Annotated in this window: 16 protein-coding genes; 8 read left to right on the plus strand and 8 right to left on the minus strand. The window is 61.8% G+C overall.

All coding sequences use genetic code 11. The features are described 5' to 3' along the window. Positions 1-206: 206 nt before the first annotated feature. From BUS42_RS26205 to BUS42_RS26225, 5 genes are all read left to right on the plus strand, one after another. Positions 207-1790, plus strand: a complete 1584-nt coding sequence (locus tag BUS42_RS26205) for a hypothetical protein (protein WP_083671077.1) — start codon at positions 207-209, stop codon at positions 1788-1790. A gap of 127 nt (positions 1791-1917) precedes the next feature. Beyond that, complete coding sequence (locus tag BUS42_RS26210) at positions 1918-3360, plus strand: hypothetical protein (RefSeq protein ID WP_254053807.1); 1443 nt, start codon at positions 1918-1920, stop codon at positions 3358-3360. 81 nt (positions 3361-3441) lie between these two features. Further along, positions 3442-3723 (plus strand): hypothetical protein, encoded by a 282-nt coding sequence (locus tag BUS42_RS26215; protein ID WP_074311970.1) that lies wholly within the window; start codon positions 3442-3444, stop codon positions 3721-3723. Positions 3724-4219: 496 nt separating this feature from the next. Further along, on the plus strand, positions 4220-6493 hold the full coding sequence (locus BUS42_RS26220) for a glycosyltransferase family 4 protein (RefSeq protein WP_074311972.1): 2274 nt from the start codon (positions 4220-4222) through the stop codon (positions 6491-6493). A gap of 70 nt (positions 6494-6563) precedes the next feature. After that, complete coding sequence (locus BUS42_RS26225) at positions 6564-8015, plus strand: glycoside hydrolase family 130 protein (RefSeq protein WP_074311974.1); 1452 nt, start codon at positions 6564-6566, stop codon at positions 8013-8015. A 133-nt stretch (positions 8016-8148) separates the two neighbouring features. On the opposite strand, the gene BUS42_RS26230 is transcribed toward BUS42_RS26225, so the two are convergent. From BUS42_RS26230 to BUS42_RS26270, 8 genes are all read right to left on the minus strand, one after another. Continuing rightward, a complete protein-coding gene (locus BUS42_RS26230) occupies positions 8149-8592 on the minus strand; it encodes a nucleotidyl transferase AbiEii/AbiGii toxin family protein (RefSeq protein ID WP_083670646.1) in 444 nt (147 codons plus the stop codon). Next, entirely contained in the window at positions 8592-9215 is a 624-nt protein-coding gene (locus BUS42_RS26235) for an ISAzo13-like element transposase-related protein (RefSeq protein ID WP_159452217.1), read from the minus strand. Before BUS42_RS26235 ends, BUS42_RS26230 begins: the two co-directional genes overlap by 1 nt. Next, positions 9157-9819 (minus strand): ISAzo13-like element transposase-related protein, encoded by a 663-nt coding sequence (locus BUS42_RS42115; RefSeq protein ID WP_074305553.1) that lies wholly within the window; start codon positions 9817-9819, stop codon positions 9157-9159. The genes BUS42_RS26235 and BUS42_RS42115 overlap by 59 nt, the downstream gene beginning before the upstream one ends. Before the next feature lie 48 nt (positions 9820-9867). After that, a complete protein-coding gene (locus BUS42_RS26245) occupies positions 9868-10548 on the minus strand; it encodes a nucleotidyl transferase AbiEii/AbiGii toxin family protein (RefSeq protein ID WP_074311978.1) in 681 nt (226 codons plus the stop codon). Beyond that, a complete protein-coding gene (locus BUS42_RS26250; protein ID WP_074311980.1) occupies positions 10541-11173 on the minus strand; it encodes a DUF6088 family protein in 633 nt (210 codons plus the stop codon). Before BUS42_RS26250 ends, BUS42_RS26245 begins: the two co-directional genes overlap by 8 nt. A gap of 1035 nt (positions 11174-12208) precedes the next feature. After that, on the minus strand, positions 12209-13294 hold the full coding sequence (locus BUS42_RS26260) for a glycoside hydrolase family 130 protein (RefSeq protein WP_074311984.1): 1086 nt from the start codon (positions 13292-13294) through the stop codon (positions 12209-12211). Continuing rightward, positions 13291-14433: a Gfo/Idh/MocA family protein gene (locus BUS42_RS26265; protein WP_074311986.1), complete on the minus strand. Its 1143-nt coding sequence runs from the start codon at positions 14431-14433 to the stop codon at positions 13291-13293. Before BUS42_RS26265 ends, BUS42_RS26260 begins: the two co-directional genes overlap by 4 nt. Before the next feature lie 198 nt (positions 14434-14631). After that, positions 14632-15597: an acyl-ACP desaturase gene (locus BUS42_RS26270; RefSeq protein WP_074311988.1), complete on the minus strand. Its 966-nt coding sequence runs from the start codon at positions 15595-15597 to the stop codon at positions 14632-14634. A gap of 644 nt (positions 15598-16241) precedes the next feature. Here BUS42_RS26270 and BUS42_RS26275 point away from each other — a divergent pair. The 3 genes from BUS42_RS26275 to BUS42_RS26285 all read left to right on the plus strand — a co-directional run bounded on the left by BUS42_RS26275 (position 16242) and on the right by BUS42_RS26285 (position 17179). Next, on the plus strand, positions 16242-16451 hold the full coding sequence (locus BUS42_RS26275; RefSeq protein ID WP_074311990.1) for a hypothetical protein: 210 nt from the start codon (positions 16242-16244) through the stop codon (positions 16449-16451). 64 nt (positions 16452-16515) lie between these two features. Next, on the plus strand, positions 16516-16782 hold the full coding sequence (locus BUS42_RS26280) for a GlsB/YeaQ/YmgE family stress response membrane protein (protein WP_074311992.1): 267 nt from the start codon (positions 16516-16518) through the stop codon (positions 16780-16782). Between the two features lie 64 nt (positions 16783-16846). After that, positions 16847-17179: a hypothetical protein gene (locus BUS42_RS26285; RefSeq protein WP_074311994.1), complete on the plus strand. Its 333-nt coding sequence runs from the start codon at positions 16847-16849 to the stop codon at positions 17177-17179. Positions 17180-17490: the final 311 nt, after the last annotated feature.

Here is a 17490-nt window from a genome sequence, read left to right on the forward strand (position 1 = left end):
TGTGTTCTCGAACTTGGAATTCTATTGGTGCAAGCTCGGTTGCGACTTCGCTTCGGCTTGGTTCGCTCTTGCGAATTGGTCGTGTTCGTTTGTGTCGTGTCGACGCGGAACGAAAGCGGGGACTCACACTCGGTCCGGGTGGCCCTGGATTGTGAGTTCGCCTCAGGGAAGTGTGTGTGAGTGAGTGAGGAGAGTTTCCGTTGTCGATGACACAGGCTCTCTTTGTCTTGACGAATCTGGTGGCCATAGGGTGGGGGGGCCTGCTCTATCGCGGCTCGATCGGCCGGCCGATCTGGGAGCGGCTCGGGGTTGCGGCGCTCCCGTTCCTTGGCGGTACGGTCGTCTGGCATTGGGTCGTGAGCATTGCCTTTCAGTCGATGGCAAGCTTCTGGAACGGAATGCGACTGGCGCCCGCGATTGGCCTGCTGCACGGATACAGGCTCTATTATCCGGCCACGGAAGGGCCGATCAACGGCTGGATTTATGGGCCGATCTCTGCGGTGGCCTACTTGCCGGCGGCCTTGCTGAGCAACGCGGGCGGCCAGCTCTTGGTGGCCCGCGGCCTCAGCCTCGTCTATTACCATGGGCCGGCGGCCTGGCTCCTGCTCCGAAGTGACGAGGGGCGCAAGGGGTGGCCCGGCCTGGGCGAAGTCCTGCTCTTCTTGACCTTTGTTCTTTTGGCGACCAACTCGCACGGCTTGCGCTACAGCGCGACGGAAGTGCATGCCGATGCGCCGACACTGGCCCTGGCGGCCTTGGCGGTCGCGCTGATGGTTCGGGGCGGGGGCGGACGGAATCCCAGGACTTGCTCGCTTGCGTTGATCCTGGCGGTCCTGGCCGTCTGGTCCAAGCAACTCACGATCCCGCTCCTACTTGTCGTGCTGCCCGCTTATGCCTTGGCGACGGGGGCGCTCAAAAACCCGTTCCGTTCTCTGCTCCCCGGGATCGTGGGCGGGTTGGCGATTACTTTGGTCCTCTTCTACGTTTTCGACCCGACTAGTCTCCTCTTGAATATCGTGGTGGTTCCGGGCCGCCATCGGTTTCGAGCCAAAACGTTGGTGGACTTCCTCTATCCGCTGGTCGTGCTCCAGGAAAAGCACGCGCCCTTGTTCTTCCTGTTTGCGGTCGGTGGACTGGCCCGGATTGCGCTGCCGAGCGCAGGGGGGGAACGGCGCGATCGCGGTTGGATTCTGTTTCTGATTGCGGGGCTGGCTGAGCTTCCGTTCTCCATCATGGGCTACTTCGGAGAAGGCGGTAATGAAAATAGTATGTCGTTTAGTTTTTATTTTTTGACGTTGGGAACCCTCTTGATGCTCAAGCCGCTGGTCGGCTCGGGACGTGAGACGGAACCGAGGCCAACCTACGGGGTTTGGTATCTGGTCATCGGTCTGAGCCTGATGTTGGCCACGTTTGAGGTCGAGACTCTGGGGAACGCGCTCATCCACCGCAAGGGGGCCTGGCAAGACTCCGTCGTGGCCGAGCGGTTCATCCGCGCCCATCCCGGGGAGGTTTACTTCCCCTGCAATCCGGAAGCCCACCTTGCCGCCGAGGGGATGCTCTACCACACCGAAGACGGGATCAACGGTCGAGCCTATTCCGGAATCATGACGAGCTCCGACCACTTCTTCCGACACATTCCGCCCCGCACCCGGCTCGTCTGCTATCCCCAGAACGCCGCGGGGCAGGCCCGCGTTGGGGCGATGACCTATTTGAAGGACTTTCACAAGACGGACCTGGCCGAGCTGCCGAATTGGGCTTGCTTCGAACGCGATTCCGGCGCGACTAGGTGAGAGCCGATGCCACGGTCCAAAACCGGGCCGCAGACGCGATGCGGTCGAAGTCGGGATTTTAACGCATCAAAATTCAGTTGAATTCTTGGAAAACAGACATATTTTATTTTTTTTGAGAGAAAGTAAGTTGTCGATTACACAGGTTCTCTTCTTCTTGACGTGTCTGTTTTTCGTCGGGTTGGGGATCTTGTACGGCCGCCGCTCGACCGACCGACCGATCTGGGAACGGCTCGGGATTGCGGCGCTTCCGTTCCTCGGTTGCACCGTGGCCTGGCACTGGGTGGTGAGCCTCACCTTTCAAGCGAGATCGAGCTTCTGGAGCAAAGAGAGTTTGGCGGCCGCGATGGGCCTGTCGTACGGATACGGCCTCTCTTACCCGACTCCGGTGGGACCGCTCGGTGACATGATCGATGGGCCGGTCTCAACGCTGGCCTATTGGCCTGTGGTTTTCTTGGGCCATTCGGGCTTCCAGATTCTGGTGACCCGCGGCTTGAGCCTGTGCTATTACTACGGGCCGGCGGCCTGGCTCCTGCTCCGTAACGAGGAACGCCTTGGCGGACGGGAGTGGGACCAGGACCAAGACGAGGACCAGAGGCGGAGCCGGCCCCGTCTGGGATCGCTCTTGCTGTTCATCGCGTTCGTGCTCTTGACGACCAACTTCCGCGCGTTGCGATTCAGCCCGACCGAGGTGCACGCCGATTCGCCTGCGCTGGCCCTGGCGGTCTTGGCCGTTGTGCTGATGGTCCGGGGCGGCGGCGGGCAAAATCCCTGGACCGGCTCGCTCGCGTTGATCCTGGCGGTGCTGGCCGTCTGGGCGCAGCAACTCACGGTGCCACTCCTGCTGATCGTGCTGCCTGCTTATGCCTTGGTGACGGGGGCACGCACGAGCCTGTATCGGTTGGTCGTTCCCGGGTTCGTCGGTGGGTTGGCGCTCACCCTGATCTTTTTGACTGCCTTTGACTGGCAGTGGCTTGGGTTCGGGGGCGGAGTCCCCTCTCTGGCGACTCCGCTTTGGGGCAAAGGCTGGGTGAACTTCCTCGCTCCGCTGATCGTGTTCCAGGAACGGCATGCGTCCTTGCTTTTCCTGCTGGCCGTCGGGTTCGTGGGCCGGATCGGGGCGCTGTGCGATGACCAGGCCGGTTCGCGCGCGGCGTCGGCGCGGTTTCAGCGCGGCGACGCCGACTGGATCGTGTTCCTGATCGTGGGGTTGGCCGAACTCCCGTTCTCCGTTCTCGGCGGTTTCGGGGGTGTCGCCAATGGGCACACGATGGCGTTCAGCCTCTATTTTCTGAGCCTGGGATCGCTTCTGATGCTCAAGCCTCTGCTTGGCTTAGGCGGAGGAGGCGGGCAGGAGCAGGAGCCAACCCGTGACCTTTACCCGTGGAGCTGGTATCTGATCATCGGCCTGAATCTGATGTTGGCGACGATTCAAGACGAGGCCCTGGGGATCGCGCTCGTCGACCGCAAGGGGACCGGGCGAGCGACCGTCGTGGCCGAGTGGTCCCCGCCGCTACTGCCTCCTTGTTCACCAGGTCCCCGCGCGTTACACTCCCCTCCACCGCGTGTTTGAATTCCCGTTCGATTCGTCTGTTCTTGTCCGGTGTTGAAGGCTCGGGCGGGTCGTTCTCCTGGGGCGAGAGGATCCGTGACCATGGCCTGGATCAGAATCGGCAAGCGCACGATCAATATCGAGAACATCGCTCAATTTGTCGTCGAGCAAGAGGATATCGTTCTCATCTCGATGGTCGGCGATCCGGGGAAGAACCCGATCCGATTCGAAGGCGAAGAGGCGAAGGCCGTGCGCGAGTTCATCGACGGTGGCAAGTTAGGGGAAGTCATGAGGGTCTTCGTCCCGCCCCGAGAGAAAACCGAACTCGATGAAGTGCTCGCCCGGAGAAAACGCACGATTCGGGGCGGAGAGACCGGGATCTGAAGCCGAGGTAGCCGAGCCCTGCGTTCGTTGCGAGTGCCATCGGGGCCGAGGGCGTCCCAGGCTTGCAAAACGCTTCGGTTGCCCATCAGGAAAGTCATGTTCTTGAAGGTTCTCACGGGCATGGCTTTTCTCAAGTCTCCAGCGGTTGTTGTTTGCAATGCACTCAAGTCCTCCTGTTGAGTCCTGTGAGATCCTGCCTGGATAAGGCGGGCACTTGTTTTTATTGTTTTTAGGCGATATGGCTAGGTAAGTTGGTTTGATCTGCTGATCGTTGTCCTTCTTGATTTTCTGATGGATGGCCGTGGCACCCTCTGGCCTGCACGAAATCCAAAGGAGGACCACGTCCACCTTTGTTGCGATCATGGCGTGGCCGTTTTATTTGGAGAGCGGACGGGGTCGAGGTGTGGTATCGTGGGGGGGTGGAAGAGTCTACGGGCTCTCCCCGAACGATCTCCCGGAGCGAGCCCGGGCCGGCCCATTATGAGCCCCCTCTTCCATGCGCGACTCCGATATCAAGAAGATTGCGTTCGTCGGTGATTATCTCCCTCGTAAGTGCGGAATCGCTACGTTTACACATGACATGCATGCCTCGGTGGCGACCCAGTTTCCGGACGCCGAGTGCTTCGTGGTGCCGGTCAACGACCGCCCCGAGGGGTACGACTATCCGCCCGAGGTCCGCTTCGAGATCGATGAGCAGGACCTGGACAGCTACCTGAGGGCGGCCGACTTCCTGAATTTCGCGAACACGGACGTCGTCTGCCTCCAGCACGAGTACGGGATCTTCGGCGGCCCGGCCGGCAGCCATATCCTCGGCCTGCTGCGGGACCTGCGGATGCCGGTTGTGACCACCTTGCACACCGTGCTCCGCGAACCCGACGGCGACCAGCGTCGCGTCTTGATGCGACTGGTGAATCTGTCCGCTCGCGTCGTGGTGATGACCGAGCGTGCCCGCACCTTTCTCCAGGAAATCTACGGCATCCCCGAGGCCAAGATCGACCTGATCGCGCACGGCATTCCCGACACGCCGTTCGTCGACCCGAACCCCTATAAGGACCAGTTCGGCGTTGAGGGTCGGCTGGTGGCGCTCACGTTCGGACTGCTCTCGCCCAACAAGGGGATCGAGCATATGCTCCGGGCCGTGCCCGAGATCCTCAAGCAGTTCCCCAACTTCGTTTACATTGTCCTGGGAGCGACCCATCCGGACCTGGTCCGCGAGCACGGCGAACGGTATCGACTGAGTCTGGAGCGTTTGGCACGCGACCTGGGTATCAAGAATCATGTGATCTTTTACAACCGATTCGTTGAACTCAACCAGTTGACCAAGTTCATTCGCGCGGCCGATATCTACGTGACTCCGTACCTCAATCCTGCGCAGATCACCTCGGGCACGCTAGCCTACTCGTTCGGCTGCGGCAAGGCGATCGTCTCGACGCCGTACTGGCATGCCGAAGAACTGCTGGCCGAGGGCCGTGGGGTGATCGTGCCGTTCGCCGACTCGCAGGCGCTGGCGCGGGAGATCTGCGCGTTGCTGCGTGACGAGCCTCGTCGCCTTGAAATGTGCAAAAATGCTTATGATTTAGGCCGGGAGATGATCTGGACGCGTTCCGCCCACCACTACATGGACGCATTCCAGCGGGCGCGCCACGGGCGTCAGGATCAGCCCTTCCGGCCGCTGGCGGTCCGGACGCTGGCCGAGCAGCAGTCCGAGCGGCCGCTCTGGCGGCTCGACCACCTCTCGCGGATGACCGACTCGACCGGGATGTTCCAGCATGCCACCTACACGATCCCCAATTTTGCCGAGGGGTACTGCACCGACGATAATGCGCGGGCCTTGTTGCTGACCGTGCTGCTGGGCGAGCTCGGCCACGACGGGTTGGAGGTCAGGCGGATCGCCACCACCACGGCGGCCTTTCTTCAGGCGGCCTTCGATCATGAGCGGAAACGGTTCCGCAACTTCATGAGCTTCGACCGCCATTGGCTTGAGAAGGTGGGGTCGGAGGATTCCCACGGGCGGGCCGTCTGGGCGCTGGGCGTCTGCGTCGGCCGGTCGCACCGGTCGGACTTGCCCGCCTGGGCGGCCTCGTACTTCGAGCTGGCGCTCCCCCCGTTGCCGGAGATGACCTCGCCTCGAGCCTGGGCGTTCGGCTTGCTGGGCATTCACGAGTATCTCCAGCGGTTCAGCGGCGATCGCTTCACCGGCCAGATCCGCGACGCGCTGACCACCCTGCTCATTGACTTGTACGACCGCACGGCCACGCCCGATTGGCCCTGGTTCGAAGAGATCCTGGCCTACGACAATGCCCGCCTGCCGCACGCCCTGATTGCCGTCGGCCGCGATGGCGGTAATCCGCGTGCCTTGGAGATCGGCCTGCGGGCCTTGACCTGGCTCGTCGAAGTCCAGCGCGCTCCGCAAGGCCATTTTCGGGCGATCGGCTGTCACGGTTTCTATCGCAAGGGGCAGACGCCGGCCCGGTTCGACCAGCAGCCGATCGAGGCCGCCGCGACGGTCGCCGCCTGTCTGGAGGCGTACCGAGCCACCCAGGAACCGCACTGGGTGAATGAGGCCCGCTCCTCCTTCGAATGGTTCCTCGGTCGCAATGACCTCGGCCTGGAGCTGTACGACCCCGGGTCGGGCGGCTGTTGCGACGGTCTCCAGGAGGATCGGATCAACCGCAACCAGGGGGCCGAGTCCACGCTCGCGTTCCTCCTTTCGCTTGCCGAGATGAACCTGCTGGAAAGTTCACTGGCGGCATTTCGCCAGGCGCGGTAGTGTCCCACTGGATCCAGGGAGGGCGAGAAGGGCCGACACTCCTCGAAATTAAGGTTTCAAATCCACCGACATGGACGTTAAACGCACCGGGATTATCCTCAAGCCGTCCAACTCACGCGTTGTCATCCGACCGTTTGAGGTGGCCAACGAAAACCGGATCGAGAAGATCATCGCCCGCGTCTCGTCCCTCTCCGAGGAGGAGGTCGAGGCCGTCCTGATGAACGTGAGGCAGGAGTTCCACGAGCGCCATCAGCGCACCCGGGAATTCTTGCTCCACCGGTTCGATCAGGTCCAGCGCTATGCGCTGACCGACGAAGCGCTCAGCGAGAGCCGCCGCCTGTTGATCGGGGCCTACTTCACCCAGGAATACGCCCTCGAGTCGGCCGCTCTGTTCAATCCGTCGATGGTCTTGCACCCTGATCAGTCGGGCTTGCCCGAGGGGTGGTGCCGATTCATCCTCAGCCTGAGGGCCACCGGCGAGGGCCATATCTCGTCGATCACGTTCCGCTCCGGCGTGCTCGACGCCGAGAACCGGATCCGGATGGACGAGCCGACCCGGTTCGTCGAGGCCCCGGAGATGGTGCCCAACGCCCTTTACCAGAAGCCCCTCTTCTACCGCAAGCTCATCGAGCTGGGGACCAACGGCCCCCTGACCGACCAGGTGATGGCCGCCTTGGGCGACCATTTCACGCTCAGCGAACTGGAACACACGATCCAGAACGTGAAGCATCACAACCGGGCACGCCAGCGCGAGTTCGAGCCGATCGCCCACACCATGGTCATGCTGGCCAAGTCCAACTACGAGATCCGGTTCAGCCCCGAGCTCGACGTCTCGGAACGGATCATCTTCCCCTCGTCCCCCACCGAGACCAATGGGATCGAGGACGCCCGGTTCGTCAAATTCACCCACGATGACGGCCGAGTCTGCTACTACGCGACGTACACCGCGTACGACGGTCGAGTGACCCTGCCGCAGATGCTCGAGACCGAAGACTTCCTCCACTTCAGGGTGGGCACCCTGAACGGGACGGAGATCCGGAACAAGGGGTTTGCCCTGTTCCCCCGGATGATCAACGGTCTCTACGTGATGCTCTCCCGTCAGGACAACGAGAACATCTATTTGATGTATTCCGACATGCTCCACTTCTGGTACACCAAGGAGCTTGTCGCCAGGCCGACCTATCCCTGGGAGTTCGTCCAGCTCGGCAACTGCGGCTCGCCGATCGAGACCGAGGCCGGTTGGCTGGTCCTGACCCACGGCGTCGGGCCGATGCGCAAGTACGCCATGGGGGCCATGCTGCTCGATCTCAATAACCCGACCCGCGTGATCGGGCGACTGGCGACCCCCCTCCTGGAACCGAACGCCAACGAACGCGAAGGCTACGTCCCGAACGTCGTCTACAGTTGCGGTGCGCTACCGCATGGCCGTGAACTGATCATCCCCTACGCCATGTCCGACTACGCCAGCACCTTCGCCACCGTGGCGATCGACGACGTGCTCAACGCCATGACCCGCCCCTGAGCCAAGGGGCTGGCGACCGCGGTTTACCGGCGGGTCGCGCAAGTGGCCGCCGGTTTCAGCCCCAACAGGCCGACTCATGGTGATCTGGTGACGTAAACTCACGAAGTCGATCCGACCGCCGGAAGTCGGTGATTCACCCACTGATAACGCCGTTGATTGCGCGCTCGATTTTCCGCAGGATTTCGAGCAGGAGCTCGAACGCCGGTGGCTCGCCGAAGATCATTTCTTGCATCTTTCGGTAGTCCTGCTCCAACTCCGTCAGACGGGCGTCCCGCGGCACGATTCGGAGTGTGCCCGGCTTTGCGTCCCCGTACCGCGCCCATGCCGCCGGGAAAAACACTTCCTTGTGCCGGGCGACCTTCAGCAACAGGTCGGTGTCTTTGACAGCAGCCTTTCCCAACGCGTGCTCGTACAGCCGCACCACGTCATAGTAGTGCCGCGACTGCCGATCGCGGAACTTCTTTTCCGCTGGGGCGTGGTGCCACATGTGCAACACCGTTGCTTTCTCCCAAAACGTCCGCTCGGCGGCCAGGGCGAGGACTTTGCATCCCGACTCTTTGAGGCATCCGGCAGGAATTACTTTACCTGTATATCTGCTGTTTTTGGCTTGATGATAATGTCGTACTTGGGCAGTGCCGTTGAGCGTTGCAGGCGAGCCTCGTACGCTTTCATTTGTTTGGCGGGAACTCGAATACCGTTTGGATAATGGCCATCAAGGCATTTCACTGTCGGGTGCCGCCCTCTCCAGGTCATCCGCCTGGCGCATTGGAGAACGACCTCCAAGCTGTTCAGCAAGACTCCGTTCCACTTCTTCTCCAGCGCCGACCAACAACGTTCGATCGGATTGTATTTGCTGTGGTAGGGAGGATAGTACACCAAACGCACCTCCAACCCTGACCAGTCGGCGAACTGCACCATCCGTTTCAAGAATTGGGTCCGCCGCCCGGAGTTCTTCGGCCCGTTGTCCAGGTAGATCACCAGGCGTTTGATCGATCGGTGGGCCCGCTTGACCTGACGCCACCACATCTGCAAGGCATCCACCCAGGCATCGCTGGTCTCGTGCCATCCGAAGATGAGCATCAATGCTCCGGTCGCAACGCTCAGGATGCCGACGGGGACCAATTTCTCCTTCGCCGGGGGGTCATGATCCCAGCCCTTGGCCACCACGCCCTGCGCGTCGGTCCGGGTTTTTCCCCCCACGGACGTAATCGCCCAGGCTCACCTTCGCTTTGGTATCCATGGAGATCTCCAGCACTTCGGGATCGCCACGGACCTCGTCATGCACCTCCTGCACGTGGGCGAAGATCGCGTCGGTCTCCTCGGTCTTCTTTAGTGGCTTGCCCTTCTGGATCCGCTTGAGGCGGTAGTTCATGCGATTGAGGATGTCACGCATCGTGCGCTCGCTGGGCAACTCCGCCTTGGGGTAACCCTGATCGATCAAAGCCTGGCGCACCTCGGCGGCCGACAAATTCGTGTACCGACGTGACGACTGGAGTCCTGGGTCGGCGTAGGTGTGGGGTTCCACGACGGCGCGGATCAGGGCCGCCAGGCGCGGATCCTTCTCCTCGCTTCGCCTTCGACCGCGTGCGGCGAAGTTCTCCAGGCAGCGAACGCCCTGCTGGGACTCGTGCAGTCCCTTCTCGATCGTATCGCGTCCCCAGCCGAAACGTCGTTCGGCCAGTCGGGCACTGCCATGGCAAAGTTTGGTAGTCACCTCGGCCTGGAAGAGCCGGCGCTGATGTCCGGTGAGTCGTCGGGCCCCCGAGCGAAGCAGTGCATCAATGTGGTCGGCGGAGCCTTCCATGTTGAAGAACCTCCGTGCTGGAGAGTTGACAGTCCTGGATGTGTTCCCCTACCGTGCTTTTGCAAGCATAACTCCGAACACGGGTAGATTTCCAGATACCGGTCGCCTGAATACATTGGGAAAGTCCGCCGCCGCGTAGGAGATGACCGTTGCCTCGATTGCCGGCCAGTGATCCGACCGTGCCCCGATTTCCAGTCGCACGACCGGCCGGATATAGGCCAGTTCGTCGGCGGGGCGGGACCAATTGCCGGTCGGGTAACGAAACAACAGAGTCTGCCCGTCTGGGTCATCCTCGGCGAGTTCCATCGTCCATGTTGTTGAGTGCGGTTCACCCAACGCATCACTAAATGCGGCCACGAGTTGCGGCAGAAGCCGTTCGCGGATGATCCGCTGGCACGTTTTGGCCAGTGCTTCAAGGCCGTGCTTTCGCTGCTTTCCCGTAGGAGAGTTGAGCGGATCGCTTTCCCCGCTGAAACCCAGTCCAGCCCGGTCGAATGACAGGTCTACATCTTCTGAAAACCGATCGATCACTCCGAACACTTTGGATAGCGAAGTACCACCCTTGAAGAGCAGTCCCGCGGGTGGGTCGGGCAGGGTGAACAGCCGCTTGAGCGTCCAGCAGACCCAGAAGTCCTTCTCGATGATCTCGCTGGTCAGCCTGCGCTGACGAGCCGTCGCCGCGAACAGGTCGGCTCGGTCGCCGGTTGGCAGTCGGGCAACGTCATCCATGGCTCGCTACCTCCGCTTGAGGATGCCCGGCGATCTGCCGCACCGCATCCGCGATCCAGTCGGTTGTGTAACGGGCGTCCTGCAGTAACTGAGACTGATTCCTGGGAGACAACGTCTTGCGGATTCGGCTGATTACGGTGGAATCGACCGCGTCCTTGCCGAGATACCTCATCGCCTGTAACACCGTTGCGCTGGTTCGGTTGCCGATCGGCAGTTCCTTGGGGGCCACATGCTTTACCACGATGACCAAGTTGCCGACTCGTACTTGGCGGCTTCGTCCGTCGGTGAGATACACCGCTTTGGCGGGCACCTGCGTTGAAAGCCCGAGGCGGTTTGCAGCCGTTGCCCCCGAGGGAGCGATCCGGCTCCCCGTTTGGCGTGCAAGTGCGCCAGCAATCTCATCGACATCCGGCGGAACGACGATTCCCAGCCGCTTATTGATCCGCGGGTAGTAGTACAGACCGCGGCCCAGCCGCTGTAACGTCTCTGTCTTGGCAAGCCGCGACAAAGCCTGATCGACCGACTCGCGGCTCCCTATGTCCAGGAAGTCCTTTGGCGTGAACACCTTACTCCGCCCCTGGCGACGTAGGCGATCAACGATTCTGCCCTGAATACTTGTGTCCATAGTTCGGCTCCGATCAGAAAAATGTATCTGTTTTTCTGACAGAAGGCAAGACGGTAATTTAGAGATGCTGACTGGGTGTCTTTGCAGCAAGATGCTATTTGGTAAACTCTTACAGAAAATTTGTGTCAGAAACTCGAGTGCGATTTTCCGACGATTTTCGTGAGGAGTGATCCCGGTACTGTCATGAACAGGAGCGAGGGCCCCGTGCCTGTCCAGACGCCGGGAATCGACGCGAAATCATGTCGCTGGCCAAAAAAAACACGTCGCGGAACCGTACTTCGCTGCGCGTGTCCTTGCAAATTGAGGAAAGAAACACACGGAGGAATTCCTAGGCGGTACGAAATACCTCGGTATCTTGCTTGATTGGAATCAGTAGAAGCCGACCTCATCAGGGTTTGAGACCTTTGTGGTCAAGTCCCCCAACGTTGCCACATGGGCCGCTGAGTTGGGGCTGAAAACAAGAGGCTGGGTGCTGTCCCGATCTGGCATGGAACGTCAGATCGGGATGGAACCCGTGCCGGTCCTCGATTCCCTCGCTTGGGAAGCAATGCATACGAACACACGCTGTCGCATGCGTGGCGAACCATCATCGCATGTCGGTTTCTCTGGAAATTGCTCGATCAAGATGCGCTGGCTTTCTAGGCATCAAAGTCTATGCGGTGGCTGATGCGCTTCGCTATAATCGGGTTGAAACAGACGATGGGGTGATTCCGAAGGACTGTCGGTTCATTGCAGGCACACTCCCATGACGCGATTTGAAAAACAACAGCGCAACGCGGTTGCTCAACTGTTGGGAGCACGCGAACGCTACGAGGACTTGATCTGGGGCTTAGAAGTCGAACGGGCGGGATTGTTGAGTCGAGGCTGTCCGATCCATTCCCCGGTCTGGAGAGGATGCGGCCCGTTGCCGACGACGAAGCAAGCAAGCCGGTTCCAGGGGGCGGTGGACATGCGCACGCGGAGCGGTCCGGCCTGGGGCCGTCGGCAGGCCAAAGCGATCGGCAATCCTGAGACGAAACGACTTTGGACGCCTCGTCACCGAGGCATCGCGTTGAGTAAGTCACGCTCCGCGAACTCGGCCACCGCCGTGAACGCATCCGCGGCGCCGTAGTACACCAGGATCGTTCCCTGGGCCTGATTCCGTACCAGGCCGGTCGGGAAGACGACGTTGGGCACGAACCCGGTGACTTCGAAATCGGCCTCGGGGACGAAGAAGGGCGCGGAGGCCCGGCGCTGAACCTGGGCCGGATCGTCCGGATCGAGGAGGATCGCTCCGCCGAAATAGGCGCCAACCTCGCCAGGCTGGGTCGGTTGCCGGTTTCCGTGATAGATCTCGAGCCAGCCGTCCTGGACCCGGATCGGCGGGGCTCCGGCGCCCACCCGGCCGGCTTGCCACGTACCGCCGCCGCCGGTGGCCGAGGCCGTGACGGCGAGGGGGGCGTGCGCTCCCCAGTGGATCAGGTCGGGCGAGCGCGCGGCCCACATCTCGGGTCGGGTGAACGGTGTTCCACAGACCGGTCGGTGCAGCGCGGCGAAGCTCCCCCCGATCTTCTCCGGGAAGAGGACCACGTCCTTGTTCTCGGGGCAGAAGATGATCCCGTGGCGCTCGAACGAACGGAAGTCGACCGTGGACGCCAGCGCCGTCGCGGGGCCGTGGCGCGACACCGAGACATAAGTGAAATAGAAACGGCCGTCCAGCGGGGTGATCCGCGGGTCTTCGACGCCGAACTCCTCGAGCTCGGTTTGCGGGCGGAACGTGACGTCGCTGATTTCGCGGACCGCGCGCCCGTCCCCGCAGCGGACGACTCGGAGGTGCGAGCTGAACGTGAGCCGGACCAGGCCGTCCGCCTTGTGCTTGACGACTCGGGGATCGATCGGGATCAAGTCGTCGTCGGGCACCCAGTCGACCGTTAATTCACCGGTTGAGTCCCACCTGGGCAGGCCGGTGAACCCCGGGCGTCGCTCGCGAGGGCGCTCGGCCACCCGGACCAGGAGGACGACCTCGTCTTCGGTCTGGACGGCCCCGGGGTTGAAGGCGCCGACGACCTCGAAGTCAGGGCGGGACGAGGGCATGTCCTCGGGCCGGAGCAGGAGCCGGGTCATCAGCCGCGGCACGGTCATCGGCCGGTCTCCGCCAAACGATCGCGTTGGGGATGAGCCAAGGCATCGGCCGCGCAGGCCGTCACGAGCGAATCCCGGCCGTTGGCCTCGGTCACGACCCGCCGGTGGTTGCGATCCCGGATCCAGGCGACCTGATCGGCCATCATGGCCCGGAGCAGCTTGCTGTAGAGCGGTGACTTGGCCTGGCCGTCCCCGAACGCGAGGTCGATTTTCTGGTAGACGTCGTACTCGTGGCCGCGGCCTCGACAACTCCGGTCCTTACCGCCGTAGGGCTCGACCACGTCGAGCCGCGCCCCCGGGAGCAAGTCGCTCAACTCGCGCGACTGCCGCTCGTCCACCACCGCGCGAATCTGGAGCCGAGTCGGTACCCAGTCGTGAAGCGTGATATCTCCCCGTTCGAATACGAGCCGGAGCTCCTGGCGGTCCATTCGCCCGGTCTGGTGAAAGCCGTGGTAGAAGTTGACCCAGGGGACCGCGCCGTAGCGGACCGTGCTCTGGACATGCTCCTCAATGGTCGTCCCCGGCCGAGTCCCCACCTGCGCAGACTCGACGCGCCCGGACCCGAGCCAGCCGGCGAACATGTCGAAGAAGTGGACCCCATGCTCGATGAAGATTCCGCCGCTCTTGCTCGGGTCCCAGAACCAGTGACTGGCCGGCAAGTTCTCATCCGAGGCATAGTTTTCGAAGGTCCCGTGCAACACCTCGCCGAGCATTCGCCCTTCGATCAGCCGGGACACTTTATCGAACAGCGGGTTATACCGCTGCATCAGGTTGGCGACCAGGAGCCGGTCGCGCTGCCGGGCCTTGGCGACCAGTTCGTCGGCCTGGGCGACGGTCATGGCCAGCGGTTTTTCGACGATCACATGCTTGCCCGCCTCCAAGGCGGCCATCGCCTGGGCGTGGTGGAGGAACGGCGGGGTCGCGATGTAGATCAGGTCGACGTCGTCGCGCTGGAACAGCGTTTCCAGGTTGTCATCATTCTCAACCCCGAACCGCGCCGCCGCGGCCAGGGCCGCCGGCCGGTGGGTGCCGGCCATCGCCACGAACTTGACTCCCGGTACCTGCGCGAACTGTTGGAGTGCAAACAGGCCGAACCCGCCGCAGCCGATCACCCCCAAGCCAATCAGATTGTCGCCCATCGATCCTGCCTTTTTTCTCGGGTTGGTGACAGGTCGTTCCGTTGAGCGGCCCGGGAAACCGGTGGCTCCCCCGCGGTCGATTGGTTTGTCGTGGCCAATCGGCCCGGGAGCCCGTTCCCTCTTTTTCCTTTTTGCCTCAACGCTGGGGTGCGATGCAAACGAAAACCGCTCAGGCCGACGCTTCCGGTTCCATTCCGGTCAGGTTGTCCGGCCTTCAATCCAGGAGTAGGGCGTCGGTGGCGCCTGGCTGATTCGCTCGGCGATTCCGTCGGCCGCGTGTTCGTAGCGTTCCGGCTGGCGGCAGAGATAGTCCTGGGCTCGGGCTGCCTGCCCGGTGAGCGAGCGATCGGGAATCCCCCAGCTCTGATTCAGGTGCTCGATGATTTGGGCGTAGTCGCGGACCGTGTAGGCGCCCACGCGCTGGGTGACCGTGGCGAAGTGGTCGTAGAGGTGGGGATCCTGGCCGTCGTGCATCAGGCGTCCGGGCATGGCGATCAGTCCCTTGAGGACCGATCGGTAGGCGAGCGTCCCCCCCTCGGGGTCGCGTTCCATGATCTCGCCGACCACGCGCGTATAAAACGTCTCGTGGCGGGCTTCGTCCCCGGCGATCCGCCGGCAGATCTTCGAGAGCTTCTCGTCCCCTTGCGCGGCCGCGAGCTTGCCGACGTTCATGTGGGTGATTCGGGTCGCTCGTTCCTGGAACGCGGCGTAGATCAGGCCGGAATAACCGTCGTCGTTGCTCCGGGGGTTGAAACCGTTCTTGAGCAAGTGGTGGATGGTGACTTCAACCGCGCGCATGTTCACTCTGCCGGTGAGCCGCAGGTAGGCGTTGAGCAGGTCGCCGTGGCGGTTTTCCTCGGCCGTCCACCCGCGGAGCCACTGGGCCCAGGGCTCGTCGGCGGTCCCGGTGTCGTCCCGGGCGATGCGCGAGAGCGGCAGGGTGTAGTTCGGCAACGCCTCTTCGGTGACCATGTTCCCGACTAGAACGACCAGCAACTCGTCGGAGAGCTGCTCGGCCGACTTGCGGAACGCGGCGAGTTGCTCGGCCCAATCCTTCGCGCGCAGGTTCGGGAGGAAGTCGGTCGGCTGCCAAGCCTGGTCCACCGAGGCGAGCAGGGACAGGTTTTCGCCCACGAACCCTTGCAAACTTTCAATCACATCCATGCCGGGTCGCCTTCCATCTGGTCGCTCGCAGTGCCCGATCCGGGTCGCCGTCCGGCCAGTACGTTATGTTTGAGAATGGGTTCGGTGCCGTTGGGATTCTATGCGTCCCTACAATGGTCTTCCACGTCGCTTCGAACGTCAATTCGTCGCCGAGAGCCGAAGATTGGGACATTTCCTCAGGAAAACAAACCCTCAGCTGTTCCGGTTGCAGGCTTGAAATGGGCGTCGGGATCTGGCCAGGGGACGTGAGCCCTCGAGAATCGCCAGTGCCCCAATGAAGTTTTCTTGCAGCCCCTTCGAGGGCTGGACTGCAAAAAAACAAAGACGCGATCCGCAGGACGATGTTCCAGACAATTGCCTTCAAGCTCCCTGAAATCGGGCAACGGTCCTTGGGGCTTCGCGAGGAGCGGGTCCGAAATGAGATCGCCCATGGATGAGGGCATGAAGCTGAAGGGCATTTTCGGGAGCGTTATTTTGGATCGATTGTAGTGTAGTCAAAAACTATGCCAAAAGCAACGAAAAAATTTAATAATTAATTCAGTTGTCTGTTAATTTTCCGCTTGTCTTGATTTCAACATTGTTATGATGAGTAATGGAGGACAAGGGCCCGACCGATCGATGGCTCGGATTGGGTGGTGGAACCGATGGTAGAGTCGAATTCGAGGAAACCGGGCCGTCCCAAGCGAACCGGGCCGGCGCGTCAGACGGTGGTGGCGTTACGGGGCTCGCCGGAGTGGAAGTTGTGGCTCGACGGGTTTGCCGACCACTGCCGTCTCGGGCTGGCCGATACGATTGAGCAATCCTTGCTCTGCTACGCCAAGGACCGGGGCTTCCGGGGGCCTCCGAAGCGATGATGATGCCGCCGACGGTCAGACGCAATGCTCGCCCGCGAGTTCATCGCTTTGGAGTTTCTTTTGCATGTTGATTTGCTTGGTGAGTTTGGCCGGATTGGGGCTCCTGACCGGGGGCGTCGCACGTTGGGCACGCTCCGTACCCGACTCGATGGGGTGGATCCGCTCGCTTCTGCTCGGGGTTACAGGTTCCCTACTCGGTGGGGTCTTGGCCTACGTCTTGGACTTTGGCGTGCCACCGCGCCCGGGAGCGGGCTGGATTCTCGCGATCGTCGGCGCTGTCGTGCTGCTCTTGGCCGGACGCTTTCCGGGCTATGCCCGGAAGTACTTGTGAACGAGCCAAGCCCGCCCGATCCCCCTTTGTAAAGATCGCGGATCACTACGAGGAGTTTTGAGAGATGTTGAACGATTGGCGCGAGTGTCTGCGGAAGAAGTTGGAGGCCGACCCGTTGGCCTCGTCCGGGCCGCCGATCGAGGTCACGGGGGTCGTCGACCCGCTTGATGACGAGGCCGCCCTTCGCGCGGCGGGGATGGAACTCAAATACAACGCGACGAATTTTCTCGGGCTCGCCCCGCGCCACCTGCGGCTCCTCAACTTTGGGACCACGCCCGTCCTGGGCGGGCAAGTCGAAATGTCCCTCCGGTTTCGCTACTACCGCTCCGGCTCGATCGGCGATGGATCGACGCTGGCCGACGAGACGTCAGAGGCGGACTTCAACGATCTGCCTTGAAATGATCAAAATTGGAATTATTGGAATTTGAGTGGAATGGCGATGAGCTGATCGATTGGGGGCCAAACCCTGGCCCGCACGCGAACCGAACCTGGGAAACGTCCCGCCGCTCCTTTGGCCACTTCCCGCCGATCTTCAGCGTGAGGTCGACGGAACCTTCACGATGGCCGATTCAAGACCTTGGAAGAGGTGGTCCTCCATTACGACCGGCACTTTGTGCTGGCGTTGACCGACCGGGAGGTGGGCGACTTGGTTGCCTACTTGTAAGTCGCTCTGACGCCGTTGAAGCAGGAAGTTGGGCTCGGCCCTCG

This window comes from Singulisphaera sp. GP187, assembly GCF_900129635.1.
In the GTDB taxonomy this organism is placed as follows: Bacteria; Planctomycetota; Planctomycetia; order Isosphaerales; family Isosphaeraceae; genus Singulisphaera.